Raw genomic sequence first — 23,164 nt, 5'->3', positions numbered from 1 at the left:
GCCTTGTACGTTATAGCTTTTTTCTACATCATCCCTTATAATATGGGGGAACCATAGGAGGGGTAGCAATGAACGAATTCGAACAGAACCCGCAGACGAAGCGCAACGATGTCATCGACTCGGGCGTGGGCTTCATCGTATCCTTTGTATTCTTTTCGCTGATCTTCGTCATTGCGACAGTTATTGAACTCGTTGCAGGCTGATCAGGGCGGAGGCTTCCGGCAAACCGGAGCCTCCGTTTTTTATTTCCCTTCAGTTTGGCGGTGCACGACCGACATGCCCTTTCCGGACCGGAAAGAAAAAGTCATCGTCCCGTAATCCGCAGTGGAAACAGCCGGAAGCCCTGCCTCCCTGAAACGCTCCGTGACTTCGGGATGCGGATGGCCGTATCGGTTTTCCCTGCCGGCAGAAAAGATCGTAACCGATGGTCTGGCGGCCCCGATAAACGGCGCACCGCTGGATGTCCGGCTGCCATGATGGCCTGCCTTGAGGATGGTCACCGGGAAGAAGTCCGCATAATTAACGATCACCTGGTTTTCCCCTTCTTCCTCCAGGTCCCCGGTGAACAGCACCCGAAAGTCATCATGTTCCATATGCAGAACCAGAGAGTCATTGTTGCCCCGGTATTCCCCCTCCACTGGGCTGAGGTAGCGGAAAAACGTCCTCCCTTCCGTCCAGCCGTTTCCCGCAATCATCTCCCTGACCGGAATGCCTCTGTCCCCCGCTATCCCGATCACTTCCGCATACCCTCCCTCACCATAAGTGCCGGGTCCGATATGGATCTCGCCTGCACGGATCTCCCCCAATACTTCGTCTGCCGCTTCCGCATGGTCCGCGTCCGGGTGCGACAGGACCAGTTTGTCCACCCTGGTGATTCCCCGGCCCTTCAAATAAGGGACGACCACCCGCTCCCCGACACCTCCCTTCTCCTGCCGCTCCTCCCCATCAAAAAGAAGCCTTCCGCCGGTATCGATGAGGATGACACTGCGCCGGTATGGGAGTTCCACCAATGCAGAGTCACCCTGGCCAACATCGATGAACGTGACATGAATTGACGGATCGGCATATGGAACGGCATGTACGAGACAGCAGGCCGTAAGCAGAACGGCTGCCCCCGCCCCATTTCTGCGTTTTTCCAGAAGCCAAAAGAAGATGAAAACCGCGGCGATCAGCAATAGAAGCGACGGGAGTTCCGGCCTTCCCGGCGTCCAGACACTCAGCGGAATTTTTGCACACAGCAGGATGAATCCTGCCAGGACTTCGCGGAACGGGACATATAGGGCAAACAGCAGGCCAGCCGCTTGGGGAAGGATAAAAGTCAGCAAAAGCAAGATCAGGTTGGCAGGAAGGATGATGGCAGAAAAAAGAGGGACAAACAGCAGATTGGCGGCAAAAGAAGAAATGGATGTCTCGAAGAAATGATAGAGGAGCACCGGGGTGACCGCAACCTGGCAGATGACTGTGACCAGCCATGTCTGGTGAAGGGCGCCGCGTGCCGATGAAAGGATGACGGAAGAATGGATCAGCGCAAACGCTGCAAGGTAGCTCATCTGGAAGCCGGGTTTGGAGACGGCGTGGGGGTCGACGAGCAAAAATACAATCATGCCTGCGGAAAGGAGAAAATCCAGCCTTGGTTTTCCGGACTTGGATTCAGGAACGAGAAGCATCAGCGAGATGAGGACAGCCCGCCATACGGGGGGCGCCCCGCCGGCCAGCATCGCATAAACGGGAAGGAACATCGTCAGTCCGGTCCTGACAATATGGGTCCTGAAACCGAGCCTCATCAGGCCCTCCCTGAGCAGATAAACCAGAATTCCGACATGAAGTCCGGAAATCGCAAACAGATGCGTGATGCCAAGCCTTCTGTAGGCCCGTTCATCATGCGGTTCCGTGGCTGACCGCTCCCCGATGATAAGCGCTTCCGCTTCGGCAGAGACCGGTTCGGGAAAGTGAGTCCGGATGTGGCTGCCCAGGGCCGCCCTCCATCTTCTGAGTGCAGCGGACATTCCGGGAGCCGCACCGGCAGGCTCGGCTTCCTGCAGTTCCAGGATCCCTGCTGCCCCTTCGGAACGGAGCCACGCCGCCATGTCAAAGGCGTATGGATGGGCTGCCGGATCAGGTTCTTCCTTCTTTGCCCGGACGAGATAACGATGTCCGGCAATGCCCTCACGGAAAAACCGGTCCCGTTCTGTTTCGGAGCGGAACCGGTAATTGACATACCATTTGTTGCCATTGGAATCTTCTGCGAATCCTCTCAACAGTCCGCCTGATTCCGATACTTTATCCGTCCAGACAATCTCTTCCGGTACGGACGTATATTGATCCTGCTTTTCACCGGAGCTGAACCAGGCAAATGACGCCGCAGCGATTCCCATGAATGCCAGCCAGACGGCCGGAGATTCCCTTTTCACGGCTGCAGCCGCGGCGGATGGGAGCAGCAGTGCCATAAACAGCAATGACACCGTGCTGGCGGCCGCCGCTGCCAGGACCGGCAAAGCCAGATACATCATCGGATTTTCAATCAGCCTCAGCCGAATAGTTCCTTCACCTTCCTGCCGTATGCCTCAAGCTCTTCCTCAGGTGCGCCGGCTTCTTTCAGCCTGCCCAGAAGTTCCTCGTAGAGCCCGATTTTCTCCTGTGAGAGAAAATCGACTTCGCGCTCCTCAAACGGAACTTTAAGCACCCGTACGCCGGCCTGCTGGAGAAGCTGCTGGGCATACTCATTATTCTTATAATCCTCCGCGTAGACCAGCTTGGAAATCCCGGCCTGGATGATCGCTTTCGTGCACTGCAGACACGGGAAATGGGTGACGTAAATTTCGGCACCCGCAACCGGTGCACCGTATTTTGCGCACTGAAGAAGTGCGTTCATCTCTGCGTGGATCGTCCTGACACAATGGCCGTCGACGACATAGCACCCTTTATCGATGCAATGGTCGCCTCCCGATATCGATCCGTTGTAGCCACCGGCGACAATCCGGTTGTCACGGACGATCGTCGCACCGACCGACAGTCTCGTGCATGTGCTCCGGAGTGCCAGCAAATGGCTCTGCGCCATGAAAAATTGATCCCAACTAATCCGCTCCATGAAGTCCGCCTCCTGTAACATTACAAAACTCTTATCTTCAGTGTATCGGTGTGCGGGCCGGTATTCAATGTCATTTTGCGGTGATCAGCTCCTCGAGGGCGGCAAATGTCTTTTCCCCGATTCCGCTGACGTCCATAAGACCTGCCGGATCGGAAAAAGGGCCATGCTCGGTCCGGTGGGCGATGATCGCTTCGGCCTTCGCGGGACCGATCCCCGGCAGGGTCATGAGCTCCCCGGCCTCCGCAGTATTAAGATTCACCTTTCCGTCGTCCGCCCCATACACGGGAGGAGGAGCGGCTGCGCCGGTTTCTTCAGCACCTTCCGGCATGAGGAACGGCACATAAATGACCATCTCGTCCCGCAGCCGCTCCGCATGGTTGATCGCATCCGGCACTGCATCCGGAAGAAAACCGCCCGCCCTGGCGACAGCGTCGATGACCCGGTCCCCGTCCTCCGCCTTGTAGACACCCGGCTTTTCGACCGCCCCCTTCACATCAACAAAAATGACCGTTGCGGACGGATCCGCACGGTCATCGGCACTGATCGGGTCCAACCCGTCAGAAGCTGGTATGAATGATTCCGCAGGCACGCCCGCGGTATGGCTTTTCGTATACAGGATAAACGTCAAAATCAGGACGGAAGCCGCGATCGGGGGGATCAGCTTCCTCCAGTTCATCTTCAGCCATTCCAAGAAAAGGTTCCCTCCCGGGGATGGCGGTTCATGGAGTCTCCTTCACTATACCCGAAGTGTGACGATTTGAAAAGCTTCACCTTACGGCATGGAAAAAGATGCGTTCGCTGTTTTCCGCAGGAGCGTCTCCCGTCCAGTCAGCGGTGACCGAACGGACAGCAAAGCCCGCCTCTTCAAGAAGGCGGATATACGTATCCGGCGTGAAAGTCCGCTGCAGATGAAACTCCTCCTGACGCACATAAAGCCCGTCCGGCCGCCGGATGAAAAAGCTGATTTCCGACTCTACGGAAAGCGGCTCCTCACCGGGATACGTATGCCAGATATACGAAACCCCGTCCAGGTCCGCGGTAAACGGCCCATCCAGGAACAGTTCGGTCATCTTATAGGGGGAATGGACATCAAACAGCAGGCGGCCTCCCGGGTTCAGCGCGCTGTAAACTTGCTTGAACACGGCGGCCACTTCCTCAACTTCCGTTACATAGTTCAGCGAGTCGATGGCGATCACCGCCAGATCATAGCCGGAGTGCCCTTCCATCTCCTGCATCGCCTGTTCAAAAAACATTCCCTCAAGACCCGCTTCATTGAAGCGCTCCCTTGCGACCGAAAGCATATCACCGGACAGGTCAATCCCCGTCACGCGGTAACCGTCACGGGCAAAACGTTCTGTCAGCACCCCCGTGCCGCATCCGACATCCAGCAGCTTCTGATTCTCCGGGGGCCCGGCAATTTCCCGGACCCATTCCGCATAGCGGCCATAGGGAATGTCTTCCATGAGCAGATCATAGACCGCGGCGAATGCGCGGTAGGATTCTCCGTTCATTGACCTTCCATTTCCAGTTCCGGCGCATCTCCCCACAGGCGCTCGAGATTATAATAAGCCCGCTCATCTTTGTGGAAAACATGGGCGACCACGTCGCCGAGGTCGACCAGGATCCAGCGCGCGGAGTCGAATCCCTCGAGCCGCTTTACGTCAAAGCCGGCTTCTTCGGCCTTGTCCTTGATCTCGCGTGCGATCGACTGTACCTGCCGGTCGGAATTTCCGTGGCAGATCAGGAAATAATCAGCGAGAAGAGAAACTCCCTGCATATTCAGGACGACCATATCGGCCGCCTTTTTATCATCTGCGGCATTGTATACCGTTTCAAGCAATGTCTGGTTTGTCATCGGTTCATTGCACCCTTTCCTTGCGAGAGACTGTCATTGTAGCACCGGAGTGTGTCCGGGTGGATGGCGGCGCGGACGGAGGCCAGGTACTGGAGGCTGTGTGCGCTGCACGCAATAAGCGCATCTTCAAGCGAGCGCTCCGCCTCCTCCCTCAGCTGATCCGCCCCGGGAAAATTCCTGCCCGGCTCAATCATGTCTGCTATAAAAATGATTTTTTCAAGGCGGGACATGCCGGCGCGTCCCGTTGTGTGGAACCGGACGGCAGCCAAAATATCGGCATCGCGGATCCCGAACTCATCACGGGCGATCACAGCCCCCGCCGGGCCATGCCACAGCTCATGATGAAATCCGAGTACGGCGACAGGATCGCCTTCAGACTCCACGATCCGCTTCAGGTCCTCTTTCGGCATGGCCTTAGCCAAATCATGAAGGAGCGCGGCAGTCTCCGCTTTTTCTTTGTCTTCCCCGAAACGGTCCGCGAGAATCATCGCCGTTTCCGCAACCCGCAGGACATGCTGGTAACGGCCGGATGGAAGACGCCTTTCCGCCTCGATTTTAAGGCGTTCGGGTTCCATACAATCCCTCCTCGCGGATAAAGCGGATCACCGGGTCCGGAATCAGATACTTGACCGAACGCCCCGCTCCGAGTTTGTCCCTCAGGATGGTCGAGGACAGATCAATCTGCGGGATGCCGACCATTCTGACCGGGTACCGGCCGGATGCGCTGCTGCCCGGACGGGGTACACCGATGAACTGCACTTTATCCATGAGCGAATCGATGTCATACCACGTATGCAGATGTTCGATGCTGTCGCCGCCGATGATGAACGAAAAATCCGATTTGGGTTCCCGTTCACGGAGCAGGTCCAGCGTCCGGGAGGTGTAGGAAACCCCTCCCGACTCCACCTCGATGGGCTCAACCGTGAAATCAGGGTTGCCGCGGATCGCAAGCTTTGTCATCTCAAGCCGCTGCCAAGGTTCTGCATCGCCTTCCTTTGCCTTGTGCGGAGGGATGGCGTTCGGCATAAAGCGGATTTCATCAAGGCCGGCAGCGTCACGGACGCCTTCGGCGATCATGAGATGGCCGACATGGGGCGGATTGAACGTCCCTCCCAGGATTCCGACCTTCTTCCGCTCACTCACCCGGAAGCACGAGACGCTTATTGTCCCTCGACTCCCGGTAAAGCACGATCGTCTTGCCGATCACCTGCACGAGCTCGGCCCGGGTCCTTTCGGAAAGCATCTGTGCGACTTCCTCTTTTTCCTCCGGCGCATTCTGAAGAATGGCCACCTTGATCAGTTCGCGCTTTTCCAGTGCTTCGGAAATACCGCTGATCAGTTCATCGTTAACACCTTGTTTTCCAACCTGGAAGACGGGCTGCAGATGGTGCGCCTCGCTTCTCAGGAACCGTTTCTGTTTTCCGGTCAGCATGTTGATTCCTCCATTTCCGCTATCAGCCGTTGTCTTGTTCCAAGCGTGTCCGGCATCAGGCCTGTCCATTCATTGAAGGCAAGTGCGCCCTGCCAGATGAACATGCCCAGGCCGTCCACGATTTCATTTCCGTTTTTCATCGCAGCTTTCAGGAAATCCGTATGAAGGGGGCTGTAGACAATATCCGCCACAACCGCTCCGGGATCCAGGTTGCCGATGGAGATCGGCAGGCCGCCGGTCGCGGTCGACATGCCGACCGGCGTCGTCTGGATAAGGGTTCCGAATTCGCCAAGCCTCTCTGCCGCTTCGTCCAGGCTGAGTGCTTCTCCGCCGATCCGGCTGCAGAGTGCCTCTGCCTTTTCCACGGTCCGGTTGCATACCGCAATCTTTCCGTATCCTGCCTGTTTCATGGCAAGCGCGATTCCGTTTGCCGCACCGCCGGCCCCGATAATCAGGACAGGTTCATCCCTGCGAGATTGCCGGATGCGCTCCTCAAGCGACCGGACAAACCCCGGACCATCCGTGTTCATGCCGAGCAGGCGGCCATCAGGCAGGACCTTGACCGTGTTCACCGCCTGCATTTCCGCTGCAAGCGGATCCACTTCGTCCAGATAAGGAATGATGGCCTGCTTATGGGGCACCGTCACATTCCAACCCGAAGCACCCAGACGGCGAAGTGAGGCGACGGCATCCCCCACCGTTCCCGCCGGCACATGTACCGGGATATAGGAGGCATCGATGCCGCTTTCCCCGAACCACGCCTCATGCATGGCCGGTGATTTTGAATGGGAAACCGGATCACCGATGACCGCATACCATTTTTTCATTTTGTTTTCCCCCTCAGATCAGGGAAGGCCGGAGCATGACCGCTACCCCTTCAGGCGCGTGGACTGCAATCACTTTCCCCGCCTGCTGGACCGTGATCCAGCCGAGTCCCGAGATGACGATGTCCGTTCTCTCTTCCCTGATCGAAAATTCATGGCGCACCAGCTCCGGAAATGCCTCCGCATCCGCCGCAGGAGGCGTAAGAAGCTCGCCTTTCTGCCGGGCATACAGGTCATCCGCCTTTTCCAGCTTCGTCCGGTGGATGTCGAGCGCATTGGAGACATGGACGGTGAACGCCGTACGCCCGCCCTTCAGATAGTCGAACCGCGCCAGCCCTCCGAGGAACAGCGTCTGCTCCTCATTCAGCTGGAACACCTTCGGCTTGATCTCTTTTTTCGGTGTGATCACCTTCAGGTCTTTTGCATCCAGCAGATGCGCCATCTGATGATGATTGATGATTCCTGGCGTGTCATACATAGACTTCCCGTCATCAAGCGGGATATCAATCATATCCAGCGTGGTCCCCGGGAAGTGGGACGTCGTGATGACATCATCGCCTCCCGCGACCTGCTTGATGATCCGGTTGATGAATGTGGATTTCCCGACATTCGTACAGCCGACCACATAGACATCCCTGCCCGACCGTAGCTCCTCGATGCGGCGGATCGCGCTGTCGATGCCGGTTCCCTTGTCGGCGCTCACAAGCAGGATATCCTCGGGCTGCAGGCCGAGCTTCCTGGATTCGGCCGTCATCCAATGGATGAGTTTGTTTTCCTTCACCGATTTCGGCAGAAGGTCGGCTTTGTTGCCGACGAGAAGCACCGGATTGGAGCCGGCGAACCGGTGCATCCCGGGGATCCAGCTTCCGTTAAAGTCGAAGATGTCGACGATGTAGACGACAAGCGCGTCTTTGGAGCCGATCGTATTCAGGATCTTCAGGAAATCGTCGTCCGTCAGAGGGACCGGCTCGAGTTCATTGTAGTTCCTGAGCCGGAAACAGCGCCTGCAGAGCGGCATCTCCTTTTCAAGAGTCGCGGCCGGGGCATACCCCGGCGCTTTTTCGTCCTCAGTCTGCAGGACCGCCCCGCAGCCGATACAGGTTTTTTCTTCGGTCACTTGATCTCCTCCCAATCGATGAGCCCCCGTCGTTTCAGCTTCTGCATGATCATCCGCTCGACCTTCCGGTTGAACCGGGTGGCCAGTCCGTCCGAGCTGGCGACCGGAACGACGAGTACAGTGTGCAGCCCGCTCCGGTTCCCGCCAAAAATATCCGTCAGCAGCTGGTCGCCGATCACGACTACCTGTTCTTTTGGTATACCCATCTGGCGGACCGCCTGGCGGAACGCTTTGCCCATCGGCTTACGCGCCCGGTGGATAAACGGAATGCCGAGCGGGTCGGCGAACGCCTTGACCCGTTCCTCGTTATTGTTCGACACGATCGTCACATGGATGCCCGCCTCGCGCATATCCTTCATCCAATCGATGATTTCCTCCGTCGCATCGGGCCTGTCCCATTCGACAAGCGTGTTGTCCAGGTCGGTGATAACACCGCGGATTCCGTTTTTTTTCAGTTGTTCCGGAGTCACCCGGAAAACGTTCTTTACATATTCATTCGGCAAAAAAAGACGATACACCCGATTCACTCCATTGACTCTGAATTCTTTCCCGATTATACCACAGCGCTGCACCGTCCCACATCCCGGGACCGGTCATTCTCATGATTCCTCACATTGTGACATATGGTGGCAGAAACAACATTGGAGGTGTTGGCGTGAGCGGGATCTTCACTGCACTGCTTCAGCTGTGGGCGGACATCCCCGCGCTGGTCGGCTACCTGAAGGGCCAGGCGTTCCAGAAGCCGATGAATGCGGAGGAAGAAGCCGATTGCCTGAGGCGGGTGGCTGAGGGCGATGAAAGTGCGAAGGATGAGCTGATCGAGCGCAATATGCGCCTTGTCGCCCATATCGTGAAAAAGTTCCACCCACGGCACGAGCAGCTGGACGACTACATCTCGATCGGCACGATCGGCCTGATGAAGGCGGTCGGAAGCTTTACCCCGGATAAGAAAACCAAGTTCTCCACGTTTGCCGCACGGTGCATCGAGAACGAGATCCTTATGCATCTCCGCGCTCAGAAAAAAGTCCAGAAGGATGTGTCCCTCTATGAGCCGATCGGCATCGACAAGGACGGATACTCCCTTCAGATCACCGATGTCCTGAAAGTCGACGAATCAACGGCCGATGACCGGCTGGAGCGGAAGGAACGCTTCGACCGGCTGTACCGTCACCTGACCAAGCTCGATGAGCGCGAGCTGGAAATCATCCAGAGACGCTACGGCCTGCTGGACGATAATCCGATGACCCAGAAAGAGATCGCCGCGCAGCTGAACATCTCCCGCAGCTACGTCTCAAGGATCGAGAAGCGGGCACTCGTCAAGCTTTATCAGCAGTTCAAGCACGAAAAAAGCCCCTCCCCCGCCGAGCGCGGGGGAAGGGCCGACTAAATCACTTTTCGGAACCGAGCTGGTACATCATGACGCCAGCAAGGATACCGGTCACAATCAAAGAACCTGCCATCAGATAAAGCACATTGTTCACTCCCTGTCCAAGTGGTGATTCACTTATCCGATTATATCATGCGATCACTGAAGTTTCGAGACCGCCCGCATGACCGCTTCCGCCGAATGTTTCGCCGCCTTCGGCAAAAACTCGTCAAATGACATGGCCGACTCCTTGCCTGCAATGTCCGAGAGCGCCCGGATGACCACAAACGGCACGCCGAACTGGTGGCACACCTGTGCGACGGCAGCCGCTTCCATTTCGGATGCAAGCGCATCCGGGAACCATTCACGCACCCGTGCAACACGGTCCGCATCGGACATAAAGGAATCCCCGGTGACGATCAGCCCTTCCGCAGAAGCATGCTCACCGATGTCTTCCACAGCCTTGCGTGCAGCTTCAATGAGTTTGCCGTCCGCCCTGAAGGCAGGCGGAAGCTGCGGTACCTGGCCGTGCTCGTAGCCGAAGGCCGTCACATCCACATCATGGTGCCTGACTTCCGATGAAATGACGACCGTGCCGATTTCATGGTCGCTGTTGAAACCGCCGGCAGAACCGGTATTGATCACGGCGTCAGGTTTGAACCGGTCAAGCAATACAGCCGCGGACATGGCGGCGTTGACTTTTCCGATCCCGCTTTTTAGCAGGACGACATCTGCGCCATTCAGTTTTCCGGTGGTGTACTCGCTGTTTCCGGCAATCGTCGTCTCTTTTTCTTCGATCCGGCTGCGCAGAAGCTCGACTTCTTCTTCCATCGCACCGATAATGGCTATTCTCATACCAGAATCCTCCGTTCGTTCCGGTCAATAGGCCCCTTCAAGCGTGTTCAGCTTGTCGAGCCGTACCGGCATCCAGCCTTCACCGTCCACCCATTCCAGGTGGACATTATATTTTTCGCTTTTATCTCCGGTCGATACGGTCCCGATGGATTTCTGTGGGCCGCCGCCGTTTTTCAAATACCATACGATCATGTCGCTTTCAGGGATTCCCGTGGCATACGACATGGCCCGGACCTTTTCCTGCCAGTCGATATGGCCTTTCTCGTAGACCGATACATGGTCGCCCGACTGTTCGGTGCCGATCGGTTTCCAGGAAGTGTCGACGATCGTCTCTTCGACGATGCCCTCGTCCGACGGTGTCCGGATCACTTTGCCCGGCTGATCGGATTCCTGGGCTTCTTCCCCGCCACTTTCAGAGCCGGCAGCCTCTTCTTCGGAGGCTTTTTCCCGGTCGCCGGACTGTTCGGTATCTTCCCCGCCGTCACCGGCCGCTGCGTTACCGCCATCCGGACCGCTGCCGCCTTCCGTCTGTTCCGTCCCTGCTTCACGCCCGCTGTCGGCGGCCTGGTCGTCTCCGCCGGTGAAGATGCCTACTGCGGTGACAATGATCAGGACGAAGACGACGCCAATCAGGATATTCAGGATCCGGTTTGACTTCTGGCGATTTCGCGCCACTCTGGAAAAATTCTGTTCTTCCATGCCATCTCCTCCCCCGGTTACTCTATCATAAACGATTATCGCTAATTTGACGAAATGATTACCGGATTGTTTCAGTTTCATGAAGAGAAATTGATCGTTGACAGTAAATGGTCATTCTCGCGGATGTTAAGCAGAACGCCCCGAAAGTTAATCACCGCAGCCGGCTTCTCACTGTGAAGAAATAAAAAAAGCTGATCTCCGCGGAAGGTCCCCCGTCTTACCGCGGTTTTCGGGACCTTCTGCTTGATCAGCTGTTTTCATGTATTCCCCCTCTAAAAGGCAGGAAGATGGAAGGGATCAGCTGATGGACACGATTTCGACGTCCATTTCGCCGCCCGGCGTCATGATCTTGACGCGGTCGCCGACAGTGCGGCCGAGGAGGCCCTTGGCGATCGGCGAGTCGTTAGAGATGCGGCCTTCGAACGGATCCGCTTCTGCGGAACCGACGATGGTGTAGGTTTCCTCATCGCCGTCCATTTCCCTGAATGTCACGGTCTTGCCGAGCTGCACGCGGTCGTCATCACCGTTGTCTTCGATGATTTCGGCATTGCGGATCATCGATTCGAGCGTGGAGATGCGGCCTTCGATGAACGCCTGGTCTTCTTTGGCCGAATCATATTCGGAGTTCTCGGAGAGGTCGCCGAAACTGCGTGCAACTTTGATGCGTTCGACGACTTCTTTTCGTTTAACCGTTTTCAGATAGTCAAGTTCTTCGATCAGCTTCTCTTTTCCCGCCTGGGTCATCGGAAATTTTTTCTCTGTGGACATAAACAATCTCTCCTTCGCGTCTTTCCTTCATAAAAAGAATACTATGCCGCCCCGTGGCCGGGAATGCGACATAGCGGAAATGTGATGGTTTTAACTGACAAGAGTATATTACAGATTTTGTGGAGATTCAAGAATTGTTTTTATTTTCGTCACCATCAGGTCGATTGCGACTTTGTTTTCCCCGCCTTCGGGGATGATCAGGTCCGCATAACGTTTTGTCGGTTCGATGAACTGATTGTGCATTGGCCGGACGACCGACAGGTATTGGCCGATCACCGAACTGATCGAACGGCCGCGCTCTTCGATGTCACGCTGGATGCGCCTGATGATGCGGAGGTCCGCGTCCGTATCGACAAAGAGCTTGATATCCATCAGTTCACGGAGCCTGGCATCGTCAAGCACGAGGATTCCTTCGATGATGATGACGTCCTTCGGCTCGATCTCCACAGTTTTGTCAGAGCGCGTATGAAGCGCATAATCGTACACCGGCCGGTTGACCGGACGCCCTTCGAGCAGTTCCTTGATGTGCTCGATGAGGAGTTCCGTGTCAAATGCGAGCGGGTGGTCATAATTCGTCTTCAGCCGTTCTTCAAATGCCAGGTCGGACTGGTCTTTATAATAGTAATCATGCTCGATCACGACGACGGAATGTTCCTTCACGACGTCGTAGATCGAACGGGTGACGCTCGTCTTGCCGGACCCTGAGCCGCCGGCGATTCCGATGATGAGCGGCCGTTTCTTTGTCATAACGCTGCACCTTCTTCGGTTGATTCTTTTTTCGTACTGATCATCAGGCCGTCGCCCACCGGCAAAAGAGCCGAATCATAGCCGGGATGCGCCATGAGCCATTCTGTGAATTCCCTCAGCTTGCGGATCATTGTCCGGTTTTTCCTGGGAATGTCCTCCGGGTCTTCGGCGGACAGGCCGTGCATGAACATATTGTCACAATAAATTACGCCGCGGCCGGACAGCAGCGGCTCATAAATGTCGAAAAACCTTCTGTACTGGCCTTTTGCGGCATCGATGAACAGGGCATCGAAAGGCCCTTCGGGAAGCTTTTCAAGCTCCAGCGCATCACCGCGGACAAGCCGGATCCGCCCTTCCGCTTCCGACCGCCCGATATTTTCTTCGGCCTTTTCCTGCATGGCCGGTTCGCGCTCGATCGTCACCACTTCGGTGCCGGGAAGTGCCTCCGCCATCCGGATCGCCGAGTACCCGATGGCCGTTCCGATTTCAAGGATCCTTCCGGGACGCTGCACACGGAGGATCTGGAGCAGCGCCTCCATCCCCTCCAGCTGCATGATCGGCACCCTGTGGTCGCGGGCGTATTGTTCCATCGCCATGATCCGTTCCGGACGGGGCGGGATCAGCCCTTCCGAATACCGGCTATATTCATGTTCCATCATTTACACCTGCTTATCCAAAAAAATACCCGTTCATCATAGCATTATTCACATGAAAAGAGAAGGAAAGCGGAAGCTCTCCTTCTCCGGGTCATTCCCCGCTCTTCAGATACTTGTCCCTGTTCTGAAGATGTTCTTCATACGTTTTTGCGAAATGGTTGATGCCGGACGGATCCGCCAGGAAATAGAGATAATCGGTTTCGGACGGGTTCAGTGCAGCATCAATGGATGAACTGCCCGCATTCGAAATCGGCCCTGGAGGAAGCCCCTGGTTCTGGTAGGTGTTGTAGGCATCATCGATCTCCAGATCGCTGTACATCGTCCGTTCCAGATGCTTCCCGTGAGCGTAGGCGACCGTCGGGTCCGTCTGGAGCGGCATGCCTTCCGCAAGGCGGTTTTCAAAGACGCTCGCGATGGACTTGCGGTCTTCCGGTGTGCGGGCCTCTTTTTCCACGAGCGATGCCATTGTCAGGACCTGGTGGATGGTCCGCTCCTCTTCGGCAATCGCGTCACGGTAAGGGGTGATGTTCTCATCCGTCGCTCCGATCATCTGTTCGACAAGCGTTTCCAGTGTCGGATGTTCTTCAAACACCGGGTAGGTTGCCGGGAACAGATAGCCTTCCAGCGGGAACTTGATCTGTTCGTTCAGGATTTCCTCGGTGAGAAGATTCGGGAACTTCGAAATCAGCTCATTGATATAGGCTTCATCCGTGACAAGCTCCATGAATTCATCGGCGGTGAATTCCGTGTTTTTCTCGATCACTTCTGAAATCTGGGCAAGATTCAGACCTTCCGGGATGGTGTACTGGAATACCGGTTCCCTGTAGACCTTTCCTGTCTTCAGGCTTTCCAGCAGCTCATCCGGCGTCATCGCCTGGCTCATTTCATAGGTGCCGGCCTGGAAGTCGCTTTCGTTGTTGAATTTGGCGTAATACTTGAAGATCCGGTCATCTTTGATGACACCTGCCTCCTCGAGCTTCATCGCGATCGTGTCCAGGTTGGAGCCGATCGGAATCTCAACCGTGATGGTGTCCTCGGCATCCGGATCAACCGGTTTTAGCCCTCCCGTCACATAGGAATAGAGGATGGCGCCTCCGATAAGCATGAGGAGCAGCGCGGCGAGGAAGACGATCAGGACGATTCGCCGGACCGTCTTCACTTCCTTCTTTTTTTCATTCATGCGTTCAAGCATGACCTGTTTTTTGGATCGGTCACTCATAAACCGTGTTCCCCCTCTGTATTTCGAGGCTATTATACATGAAACGACAGCAACAGGAAAGGCGTTGCGGACGTGACGCTTTATCCGGGCGGTTGACCCGGAAGAAGCCATGCAAAAAAGCTCCCCGTTTCCGCACCGCACGGAATGTGCGGCGGTTCGGGGAGCTGTCCGGCGAGCATGCGCCGGAGGAATGCAAATCTCTTATTCTTCTTCGTCGTCCTCTTCGTCTTCCGCGAGGAACGTGTTGAGCATTTCTTCGATCATGTCCCACTCTTCGTCGGTCTCGATCGGCTTCAGTTCTCCCTGTTCGCCCTCTTCTCCCGGGGTGAAGGAAGAAGCCATGATCTCGATTTCCTCGTTTTCATCTTCTTCCGCCCCTACCGGGTAGTACAGGACGTACGATTTGTTGAACTGCTCCGCCTCAAATGTGAACAGCACCTCGCAAAGCTGCTCGTTGCCTTCTTCGTCCACAACCGTGATGTGCGCATCTCCGTGTTCCAATTAAATCACCTCATCCGTTTTTTCTGTCCAGCCAGCCCTGCAGAATCATGACGGCGGCCATCTTGTCGATGACGCTTTTGCGTTTTTTCCGGCTGACATCAGCGCTGATGAGCATCTTTTCTGCCGCCATCGTCGTCAGGCGCTCGTCATAGAGTTCCACAGGAAGGGAAAATTCATCCCTCAGCAGGTCCGCAAACCGCTCGGATGCTTCCGCGCGCGGCCCCACTGTGTTGTTCATATTCTTTGGGTACCCGACAACGAATGAAGTTACACCATACTCCGCGACCAGCTCGCGGATCCGGCCGATGCCGAACTCCCCGGCCTCTTCGTCGATCTTGATCGTCTCGACGCCCTGGGCCGTCCAGCCGAGTCCGTCACTCACGGCGACACCGACTGTCTTGGTGCCGACGTCAAATCCCATCGCCCTCATGAACGGTCTCCGTCATGTCCGGCAATGTAGAATTTCACAAGTTCCTCGATGATCTCATCCCGCTCAAGTTTCCGGATCATGTTTCTTGCGTCGGCATGCCGCGGGATGTATGCCGGATCTCCCGATAGGAGGTAGCCGACAATCTGGTTGATGGGGCTGTATCCCTTTTCTTTCAGCGCGGTATGGACCTTAAGCAGAACCGTCCGCACCTCATCTTCCATCGGCTCTTCCGGAAAGTTGAACTTCATCGTCTTGTCGAATGAATCCATGGTCAGCACCCCGCTTTCCCTTGGGACGCTTTGGAACCTCGCATCCCATTATAAACGTACAGATCCGCGTTTAAACGGATTTGACTAAATCATACACGGATTGGAGCGCATCATCAAGTTTGGACGGGTCTTTGCCGCCGGCCATCGCCATATCCGGACGGCCGCCCCCCTTGCCTCCGCAGATTTCCGCAACATGGCGGACGATGTTCCCCGCGTGGTATTCCTTGCCGGCGATATTCTTGGTCACGCCGGCAGCAAGCGTCACTTTGCCATCGCCGGCGGAACCGAGCACGATGACACCGCTGTCCAGCTTCTGCTTGAGCTCATCCATCATCGTACGGAGCTGGTTGCCGTCGGCGCCTTCCACACGGGCTGCAACAACCGATACGCCGCCGATTTCACGGGCGGATTCCAAAATTGCTCCAAGCTGTCCCTGCGCTTTTTGTGCGGAAAGCGACTCAAGCTCGCGTTTGAGCTCTTTCTGTTCCGCCTGCAGGGCCGAGAGCTTTTTGAGGAGGTCCTTCGGATTGGCCTTGAGCATCGAAGCTGCCTCTTCCAGGATTTCTTCCTCCTCCTTCATGTAGAGGAAGGCCTCCTTGCCTGTCAGCGCCTCGATCCGCCTTGTGCCGGCTCCGATGCCGCCTTCGGATACAATCTTGAAGAGGCCGATCTCCGACGTGTCACGGACATGGCAGCCGCCGCACAGCTCAAGCGAGTATTCGCCGATCGAAACGACTCGCACGACATCGCCGTACTTTTCACCGAACAGCGCCATGGCCCCCATCTTCTTCGCTTCATCAATCTGATGATAGGCGGTTCCGACACCGATTCCGTCCCAGATGCGTTCGTTGACGATCCGCTCGACCTTGGCGGTCTCCTCCTCCGTCATGGCACCGAAATGGCTGAAGTCGAACCGGAGGCGGTCAGGGCCGACATAGGAGCCCGCCTGGTTGACATGTCCTCCGAGGACGTCTTTCAGCGCCTGATGCAGCAGGTGTGTCGCCGTATGGTTTTTCACGATCAGGCGCCGCTGAGCTGCATCAACTTCCGCTTTCAGCGTATCCCCTTTTGTCATGGTGCCGGCCTCCACTTTTACCGAGTGGAGGTTTTGTCCGTTCGGCGCCTTGCGGACGTCCTGTACGGAAGCACGGAAAGCATCGCCTGTCATCGATCCCTTATCCGCGATCTGGCCGCCGCTTTCTGCATAGAACGGGGTGCGGTCAAGGATGACCTGCACTTCCTCGCCCTCTTCCGCGGACTCCACAAGCTCTCCGCTTCTGACGATCGCGATGATCTTCGCGCCGGAAACGAGGTGGTCATAGCCGATGAATTCACTTTCCTCATGGAAGCCGCCGAGCGCGCCGGACTGGACTTGCATCGAGCCGACGTCCTGCCGCGCGGCACGCGCGCGCTCCCTCTGGGCTTCCATCTCGCGGCGGAAGCCTTCCTCATCGATTGTGAGACCCTGTTCTTCCGCATATTCGGCAGTGAGTTCTTCCGGGAAGCCGAATGTGTCATAGAGCCTGAACGCATCCTCACCCGAAATGACGCTGCCTCCTTCCTCTTTTACCCGGCCGATGATGCCGGACAGGATGGACAGACCTTCATTCAGCGTTTCGTGGAACCTGTCTTCCTCATTCTTGATGACCCGCTGGATGAATTCGGCTTTTTCGGTGACTTCCGGGTAATAGCTTTCCATGATGCTGCCGACGACCGGCACGAGACGGTACATGAACGGCTTGTCGATGCCGAGCTGTTTGGCGTACCTGACTGCGCGGCGGAGCAGACGGCGGAGCACATAGCCCCGGCCCTCGTTTGACGGGAAGGCCCCGTCGCCGACCGCAAATGCCACGGTGCGGGTATGGTCAGCGATCACCTTGAACGCAGTGTCCTTTTCCGCTTCCTTGCCGTAGGATGCACCCGAAATCTCTTCGATTTCCCTGATGATCGGAATAAACAGATCGGTATCGAAGTTCGTCGGAACATCCTGGACGACGGAAGCGATCCGCTCCAGACCCATGCCGGTATCGATGTTCTTGTTCGGCAGCGGGGTATAGGTGTGGTCCGGATTGTGGTTGAACTGCGAGAAGACGAGGTTCCAGATTTCCAGATAGCGCTCGTTTTCACCGCCCGGGTAAAGCTCAGGGTCGGAGAAATCGTCTCCGTAGGATGGTCCGCGGTCATAGAAAATCTCTGAGTTCGGACCCGAAGGGCCTTCCCCGATATCCCAGTAGTTCCCTTCGAGGCGGATGATGCGTTCTTCGGGAACGCCGACTTCATCCCGCCAGATCAGAAGCGCTTCCTCATCTTCCGGGTGGACGGTCACCGACAGTTTTTCTGGATCGAACCCGATCCAGTCCGGATGGGTCAGGAACTCCCATGCCCAGTGGATGGATTCACGCTTAAAGTAATCACCGATCGAAAAGTTGCCGAGCATCTCGAAGAACGTATGGTGCCGTGCTGTTTTCCCGACGTTCTCGATATCGTTTGTCCGGATCGCTTTCTGGGCGTTCACGATGCGCGGATTCTCCGGCACCACGCGACCGTCAAAGTATTTCTTGAGTGTTGCAACGCCGCTGTTGATCCAGAGCAGGGACGCGTCATCGACCGGAACGAGCGAGGCGCTCGGCTCGACAGAGTGGCCCTTTTCCTCGAAAAACTTCAGATACATGTCTCTCAGTTCTGCGGATGTAAATGAATTCAAGCTGTTTCTCCTCCTTGTTGGTCGGCGGTACAATAAAAAAATCCTCCATCCCCTATGCAAAGGGACGAAGGATCTGTTCGCGGTACCACCCTGATTACAGCAGCATCCGCCACTGTCTCTCAACTGCCTTAACGCGGCGGACGGCAGGGATGAGCTGCACTCTGGAGTAGCTTTCCGCATCCTTGCCTGCGGAATCCCTTTCAGTCGGGGGGATCCTTCCTGTACCGGCGCAGTGCGTACTTTCTCCGTCATCGAATTGTCTTATATCCCGCATTATAGTGAAAGGGGGCTGATCTTGTCAACGCCCATCCATAAAGTCATACGGCGTTACCCCGTCCATGCCGACCATCGGGTCGATGGCATGGTGGTTGGACAGGCTGAGGGATGGCGGAGCGGAGGGCTCTGCAGAAGGTGGCCGCTCCGGCTCCAAATTGCTGTCATCGTCAGGGGCTTCTGATGCGGTGCCGGTTTCATCATCCGCTACGGTGCCGTCCGGTTTCTTCTCCGCCGGATGTACTGCCATTTCGGCGGAAGGCGCTTCACCGCCCGTCACACGCTCCATGAGCGTCGTCCTCCTGTTAAGGTCGTCGCCCCGGGCGATGCCTTCCCTGAACACATCCGGCTCGCCGATCAGGATCAAAAAGTTTTTCGCGCGAGTCAGTCCGGTGTACAGAAGGTTTCTGCGCAGCATCCGGCGGTATGTGCGGACGACCGGCATAATGACCGTCCCGAACTCACTGCCCTGCGATTTGTGGATCGAGATGCAGTAGGCCAGCGTCAGCTGGCTGAGATCTTTCCGTTCATAGGTCACTTCAAGGCCGTCAAACGAGACGACGATCATTTCCTTCTTGTCGACGGTCTCGTTCGGCTTCATGATCGCAACCACTTCGCCGATGTCACCATTGAACACATTGCTTTCCGGCTGATTGACGAGCTGGAGCACTTTGTCGCCGATCCTGTAGGTGATGTCGCCGAACACGGTTTCCTTCCGGCCTTCCTTAGCGGGATTGACGATCTCCTGGATCAGCTTGTTGAGGTTATCGATGCCGGCAGGTCCCTTGTACATCGGAGCCAGCACCTGGACGTCATGGATCGACTGTCCTTTCGAGATGGCACTTTTCAGGACTTTCTCGACCGCTTCAGGAATCTGCGGCGTGCCGGCCTTGATAAAGGACCGGTCGGATGTCTTTTTGCCGAGATCATCGGTGACCTGGCCTTTCTTCACCCTGTGGGCGAGCTCGATGATCGACGAACCGCTGCTCTGGCGGTAGATATCCGTGAGCTCGACCGCGGGCACCTGTTTTGAGGCAAGCAGGTCCTTCAGCACCTGGCCGGGCCCGACGGGAGGAAGCTGGTCCTGGTCACCGACGAAAATAACCTGGGCTCCGTCCGGAATCGCCTTCATCAGCTGATGCGCAAGCCAGGTGTCGACCATCGACACTTCATCAATGATGAAGAGCCTTCCGTCCAGCTCCCGCTCCGTTTCCTCTTCCCGCTCCATTCCCGTAAAGCCGAGAAGCCGGTGGATCGTCATCGCCGGCAGTTCGGTCGACTCGCTCATCCGCTTGGCCGCGCGTCCGGTCGGTGCGGCGAGCACGATCGGGAACGCTTCTTCCTTTTTCACATAATCCTTCGGATCGAGCGACAGCCCGTGGAGTTCGGCGTACAGTTCGACAAGCCCCCGGATGACGGTCGTCTTTCCCGTCCCCGGCCCCCCCGTCAGGATCATGAACGACGAATGGAGTGCAAGCTCGATCGCTTCCACCTGGGTTTTGGCATACGTGACCCCGAGGCGCTCCTCGATTCCCCCGAGCGCCTTCCGGATTTCCGACTGGGGAAACGCATCCTTGTGCGACACGTCCTCAAGCAGCGACACCACCTTCGAGGCGATGCCGATCTCGGAAAAGTAAAGAGACGGCAGATAGCAGCGTTTCTGTTCGACGACGATCTTGCTTTCCTCACCCAGCTCGATGATCGCCTGGGTGATCGCTTCGAAACTGATCTTGTGGGGCTGGCTCGCTTCAAGCATCCGCTTGGCTTCCGGCAGGAGCGCTTCCGCTTCCATGAATACATGGCCTTCCGAAAGTGCCGCCATGTTCAGGAGATGAAGCACTGCCGCTTTCACACGGTCCTTGTGGTCACCTGTTATGCCGAGCCGGGCACCGAGCTCATCCGCACGCTGAAAGCCGACTCCCTCGATTTCCCCGATCAGACGGTACGGATTCGTCTGCAGCACACTGACGGTCTCCTCACGGTAAGTCTGGTAGATTCGCATCGCCAGCTGCGGGCCGAATCCCCATTCATTCAGCGCAATCATGATCCGTTCCAGGCCCATGTTCTCCTGCAGGACGGACACAATCGTCTCTTTTCGCTCATCCGACAGCCTCGGCACCCTGTCAAGGGCGGACGGATCGTTCAGGATCAGGCTGATTGTATCTTTTCCAAGCTCCCGGACAATTGACTGGGCGGTTTTTTGTCCGATTCCCGGAAACAGGTCGGAAGACAGATAATGGACCAGTCCCGTCTCGGTGTCGGGCAGGTCTTTCGTGAACACGGATGCCTTGAACTGGGTCCCGTATTTCGGGTGCTCCACGAGGCTTCCCCGGAACTTATATGTATCCTCCCCTTCAAGGGGAGGGAAATAGCCTGCCACGACAATCTCCTTGCCGTCATAGCCGGAGTCGGTCGCCGTGACTTTAACGCGGAGAATCGAAAAGAGGTTCTGCGGATTATGGAAGACCGTCGCTACCGGCCGGCCGGTTAGATATTGTTCGTCTTCTTTAAATAGGTCCATCTGCCCGGCCATCCCGCTTCCTCCTTTTCCTTACTCTTCCGACTGGCTGATCATGTTATAGACCTCACGGGCCTGGATATGGTCCGGGCTGATCGTGAAGGCCTTCTCGAGATGGCTGAGCGCATGCCCGCGCTGCTGCGTGGAGACCGCGTACAGCACACCAAGATTGTAATGGGCGTCCGCATTGTCCGGGTCGTGTTCCGTGACAAACATGAGCTCCTCCATCGCCTCGCCGAACATTTCCATCGACGCGAGGAGAATGCCGTAGGACAGCCGGATCTGGAGATCATCCGGAGCCAGTTCCCTCGCGCGCTGCATATACGGCAGCGCCAGCTTCAGCTTGCCGGTTCGCTCGAGCGACTTTGCAAGCATGTAAGGGGCATCCGCACCTTCGATGCCGCCGCGGATCGCCTTTTCGTAAAGTTTCGCCGCTTCCTCATATCGCTCAAGATTATAGTAGAGGCCGGCAAGCCCGTAGACCGCCGTCATGGAACTGGGGTCAAGGGCCAGCGCCTTCTGGAAGAATTTCTCCGCTTTCAGTACTTCTTCCTCCCGTCCGATCGATGCGAGCAGGTTCCCGAAATTGATATAGCCGATCGGATCGTCCGGATTGGCATCGATCGCTTCCGTGAATGCTTTTACGGCCTCTTCATAGTCTTCATTGCGGATCGCTTTGATCCCTTCGGTATTATGATCCATTTCCATCACTCCTCAGCCGACATAATCAAGCCGGCTGCCGTTTTTGAACACTTCGTCGATTGTTCCTCCGCCAAGGCATACGTCACCGTCGTAGAACACGACCGCCTGGCCGGGCGTGATTGCCCGGACCGGCTCATCGAATGTCACCGTCGCTGTTCCGTCGCCGTGCAGCTTCACTTCGACGCCTGTGTCCGGCTGCCGGTAGCGGAATTTCGCCGTGCATCGGAAGGTTTCCGGCTTCGGCACATCAGATGTGAAACCGATCTGGACCGCCTTCAGGCTGTCGGAGTAAAGCGCGTCATTGTGGAAGTTCTGGCCGACAAGCAGCACATTGCGTTTCAGGTCTTTTCCGATGACGAACCAAGGATCGCCCGCTCCGCCGATGCCGAGGCCGTGGCGCTGTCCGATCGTATAGTACATGAGCCCGTCGTGAGTGCCCATGCGCTTGCCGTCCATCGTCTCCATCGCGCCCGGCTGGGCAGGCAGGTAGCCGGACAGGAATTCCTTGAAATTCCGTTCGCCGATAAAGCAGATGCCGGTCGAATCTTTTTTCGTTGCCGTCGCAAGTCCCGCCTCCAGGGCGATCTTCCGGACCTCGGACTTTTCAAGATGGCCGAGCGGGAACATGACCTTCGACAGCTGGTCCTGGGACAGCTGGTTGAGGAAGTAGGTCTGGTCCTTGTTATCGTCGACGCCGCGGAGCATGACGGATTCGTCTTCACCGTGCTCCACTCGTGCATAGTGCCCGGTCGCCAGGTAATCGGCACCAAGGCTCATCGCATGGTCCAGGAATGCCCGGAACTTGATTTCTTTGTTGCACATGACGTCGGGATTCGGCGTGCGCCCTGCCTTATATTCATCAAGGAAGTACGTGAATACTTTGTCCCAATATTGCTTTTCGAAGTTGACCGCGTAATACGGGATGCCGATCTGGTTGGCGACACGGATGACATCCTCGTAGTCCTCCGTCGCCGTGCAGACGCCGTTTTCATCGGTGTCATCCCAGTTTTTCATGAAGATGCCGATGACGTCGTAGCCCTGCTCTTTCAGGAGCAGCGCGGTCACAGAGGAATCGACGCCGCCTGACATTCCGACGACGACGCGTGTATCTTCGGGTTTTTTATGGATTGCCATATTTGTT

26 protein-coding genes are annotated in these 23,164 nt (G+C 56.4%); 2 read left to right on the top strand and 24 right to left on the bottom strand.

All coding sequences use genetic code 11. The annotated features are described in order from the left end of the window. Positions 1-68 precede the first annotated feature (68 nt). A complete protein-coding gene (locus tag C772_RS16395; RefSeq protein WP_008299875.1) occupies positions 69-203 on the top strand; it encodes a YqzM family protein in 135 nt (44 codons plus the stop codon). 39 nt (positions 204-242) lie between these two features. Here C772_RS16395 and C772_RS10555 read toward each other — a convergent pair whose 3' ends face one another. From C772_RS10555 to C772_RS10505, 11 genes are all read right to left on the bottom strand, one after another. Continuing rightward, positions 243-2,507, bottom strand: a complete 2,265-nt coding sequence (locus C772_RS10555; protein WP_160162846.1) for a DNA internalization-related competence protein ComEC/Rec2 — start codon at positions 2,505-2,507, stop codon at positions 243-245. Positions 2,508-2,527: 20 nt separating this feature from the next. After that, a complete protein-coding gene (locus C772_RS10550; RefSeq protein ID WP_008299872.1) occupies positions 2,528-3,088 on the bottom strand; it encodes a ComE operon protein 2 in 561 nt (186 codons plus the stop codon). A gap of 70 nt (positions 3,089-3,158) precedes the next feature. Next, the gene (locus C772_RS10545; protein WP_008299870.1) at positions 3,159-3,779 is read right to left on the bottom strand and encodes a helix-hairpin-helix domain-containing protein; all 621 of its coding nucleotides are present in this window, start codon (positions 3,777-3,779) and stop codon (positions 3,159-3,161) included. 76 nt (positions 3,780-3,855) lie between these two features. Then, positions 3,856-4,599 (bottom strand): class I SAM-dependent DNA methyltransferase, encoded by a 744-nt coding sequence (locus C772_RS10540; protein ID WP_008299868.1) that lies wholly within the window; start codon positions 4,597-4,599, stop codon positions 3,856-3,858. Then, entirely contained in the window at positions 4,596-4,943 is a 348-nt protein-coding gene (gene rsfS / locus C772_RS10535; protein ID WP_008299867.1) for a ribosome silencing factor, read from the bottom strand. Before rsfS ends, C772_RS10540 begins: the two co-directional genes overlap by 4 nt. Beyond that, positions 4,940-5,518 carry a bis(5'-nucleosyl)-tetraphosphatase (symmetrical) YqeK gene (gene yqeK / locus C772_RS10530; RefSeq protein ID WP_008299865.1) on the bottom strand — a complete coding sequence of 193 codons (579 nt, stop codon included), beginning with the start codon at positions 5,516-5,518 and terminating at the stop codon, positions 4,940-4,942. The genes rsfS and yqeK overlap by 4 nt, the downstream gene beginning before the upstream one ends. After that, complete coding sequence (locus tag C772_RS10525) at positions 5,499-6,086, bottom strand: nicotinate-nucleotide adenylyltransferase (RefSeq protein WP_008299863.1); 588 nt, start codon at positions 6,084-6,086, stop codon at positions 5,499-5,501. The genes yqeK and C772_RS10525 overlap by 20 nt, the downstream gene beginning before the upstream one ends. Beyond that, positions 6,079-6,375, bottom strand: coding sequence for a ribosome assembly RNA-binding protein YhbY (yhbY, locus tag C772_RS10520; protein ID WP_008299861.1), 297 nt, complete (start codon positions 6,373-6,375; stop codon positions 6,079-6,081). Before yhbY ends, C772_RS10525 begins: the two co-directional genes overlap by 8 nt. Continuing rightward, a complete protein-coding gene (gene aroE, locus C772_RS10515) occupies positions 6,369-7,202 on the bottom strand; it encodes a shikimate dehydrogenase (protein WP_008299859.1) in 834 nt (277 codons plus the stop codon). The genes yhbY and aroE overlap by 7 nt, the downstream gene beginning before the upstream one ends. 13 nt (positions 7,203-7,215) lie before the next feature. Beyond that, positions 7,216-8,316: a ribosome biogenesis GTPase YqeH gene (gene yqeH, locus C772_RS10510; protein ID WP_008299858.1), complete on the bottom strand. Its 1,101-nt coding sequence runs from the start codon at positions 8,314-8,316 to the stop codon at positions 7,216-7,218. Beyond that, on the bottom strand, positions 8,313-8,834 hold the full coding sequence (locus C772_RS10505) for a YqeG family HAD IIIA-type phosphatase (RefSeq protein ID WP_008299856.1): 522 nt from the start codon (positions 8,832-8,834) through the stop codon (positions 8,313-8,315). The genes yqeH and C772_RS10505 overlap by 4 nt, the downstream gene beginning before the upstream one ends. A gap of 137 nt (positions 8,835-8,971) precedes the next feature. On the opposite strand from C772_RS10505, the gene sigK reads away from it, so the two are divergent. Then, positions 8,972-9,703, top strand: a complete 732-nt coding sequence (gene sigK, locus C772_RS10500; protein WP_008299855.1) for an RNA polymerase sporulation sigma factor SigK — start codon at positions 8,972-8,974, stop codon at positions 9,701-9,703. Between the two features lie 138 nt (positions 9,704-9,841). On the opposite strand, the gene mtnN is transcribed toward sigK, so the two are convergent. The 13 genes from mtnN to mnmA form a co-directional block, all read right to left on the bottom strand. Further along, on the bottom strand, positions 9,842-10,537 hold the full coding sequence (gene mtnN, locus C772_RS10495) for a 5'-methylthioadenosine/S-adenosylhomocysteine nucleosidase (RefSeq protein WP_008299853.1): 696 nt from the start codon (positions 10,535-10,537) through the stop codon (positions 9,842-9,844). A gap of 24 nt (positions 10,538-10,561) precedes the next feature. Next, positions 10,562-11,236 (bottom strand): YrrS family protein, encoded by a 675-nt coding sequence (locus C772_RS10490; RefSeq protein WP_008299851.1) that lies wholly within the window; start codon positions 11,234-11,236, stop codon positions 10,562-10,564. Positions 11,237-11,533: 297 nt separating this feature from the next. Continuing rightward, a complete protein-coding gene (gene greA, locus C772_RS10485) occupies positions 11,534-12,004 on the bottom strand; it encodes a transcription elongation factor GreA (RefSeq protein WP_008299850.1) in 471 nt (156 codons plus the stop codon). A gap of 108 nt (positions 12,005-12,112) precedes the next feature. Beyond that, positions 12,113-12,751 (bottom strand): uridine kinase, encoded by a 639-nt coding sequence (udk, locus tag C772_RS10480; RefSeq protein WP_008299848.1) that lies wholly within the window; start codon positions 12,749-12,751, stop codon positions 12,113-12,115. Then, positions 12,748-13,410 carry an O-methyltransferase gene (locus tag C772_RS10475; protein WP_008299846.1) on the bottom strand — a complete coding sequence of 221 codons (663 nt, stop codon included), beginning with the start codon at positions 13,408-13,410 and terminating at the stop codon, positions 12,748-12,750. Before C772_RS10475 ends, udk begins: the two co-directional genes overlap by 4 nt. Before the next feature lie 88 nt (positions 13,411-13,498). Next, positions 13,499-14,626 (bottom strand): endolytic transglycosylase MltG, encoded by a 1,128-nt coding sequence (mltG, locus tag C772_RS10470; RefSeq protein ID WP_008299844.1) that lies wholly within the window; start codon positions 14,624-14,626, stop codon positions 13,499-13,501. A gap of 201 nt (positions 14,627-14,827) precedes the next feature. Beyond that, entirely contained in the window at positions 14,828-15,127 is a 300-nt protein-coding gene (locus C772_RS10465; protein ID WP_008299843.1) for a DUF1292 domain-containing protein, read from the bottom strand. 10 nt (positions 15,128-15,137) lie between these two features. After that, positions 15,138-15,557, bottom strand: a complete 420-nt coding sequence (gene ruvX, locus C772_RS10460; RefSeq protein WP_008299842.1) for a Holliday junction resolvase RuvX — start codon at positions 15,555-15,557, stop codon at positions 15,138-15,140. Beyond that, positions 15,554-15,826: an IreB family regulatory phosphoprotein gene (locus tag C772_RS10455; protein WP_035002120.1), complete on the bottom strand. Its 273-nt coding sequence runs from the start codon at positions 15,824-15,826 to the stop codon at positions 15,554-15,556. The genes ruvX and C772_RS10455 overlap by 4 nt, the downstream gene beginning before the upstream one ends. Before the next feature lie 70 nt (positions 15,827-15,896). Beyond that, complete coding sequence (alaS, locus tag C772_RS10450) at positions 15,897-18,530, bottom strand: alanine--tRNA ligase (protein WP_008299840.1); 2,634 nt, start codon at positions 18,528-18,530, stop codon at positions 15,897-15,899. A gap of 298 nt (positions 18,531-18,828) precedes the next feature. Next, positions 18,829-21,336, bottom strand: a complete 2,508-nt coding sequence (recD2, locus tag C772_RS10445) for an SF1B family DNA helicase RecD2 (RefSeq protein WP_008299839.1) — start codon at positions 21,334-21,336, stop codon at positions 18,829-18,831. Positions 21,337-21,354: 18 nt separating this feature from the next. Beyond that, positions 21,355-22,023, bottom strand: a complete 669-nt coding sequence (locus C772_RS10440; protein ID WP_008299838.1) for a tetratricopeptide repeat protein — start codon at positions 22,021-22,023, stop codon at positions 21,355-21,357. A gap of 12 nt (positions 22,024-22,035) precedes the next feature. Further along, on the bottom strand, positions 22,036-23,151 hold the full coding sequence (gene mnmA / locus C772_RS10435; RefSeq protein WP_035002172.1) for a tRNA 2-thiouridine(34) synthase MnmA: 1,116 nt from the start codon (positions 23,149-23,151) through the stop codon (positions 22,036-22,038). Between the last annotated feature and the right edge of the window lie 13 nt (positions 23,152-23,164).

It is taken from the genome of Bhargavaea cecembensis DSE10 (assembly GCF_000348905.1).
GTDB lineage: Bacteria > Bacillota > Bacilli > Bacillales_A > Planococcaceae > Bhargavaea > Bhargavaea cecembensis.
Note: the sequence above shows the minus strand (reverse complement) of the source record. Positions and strands in the feature narration are given on the sequence as shown.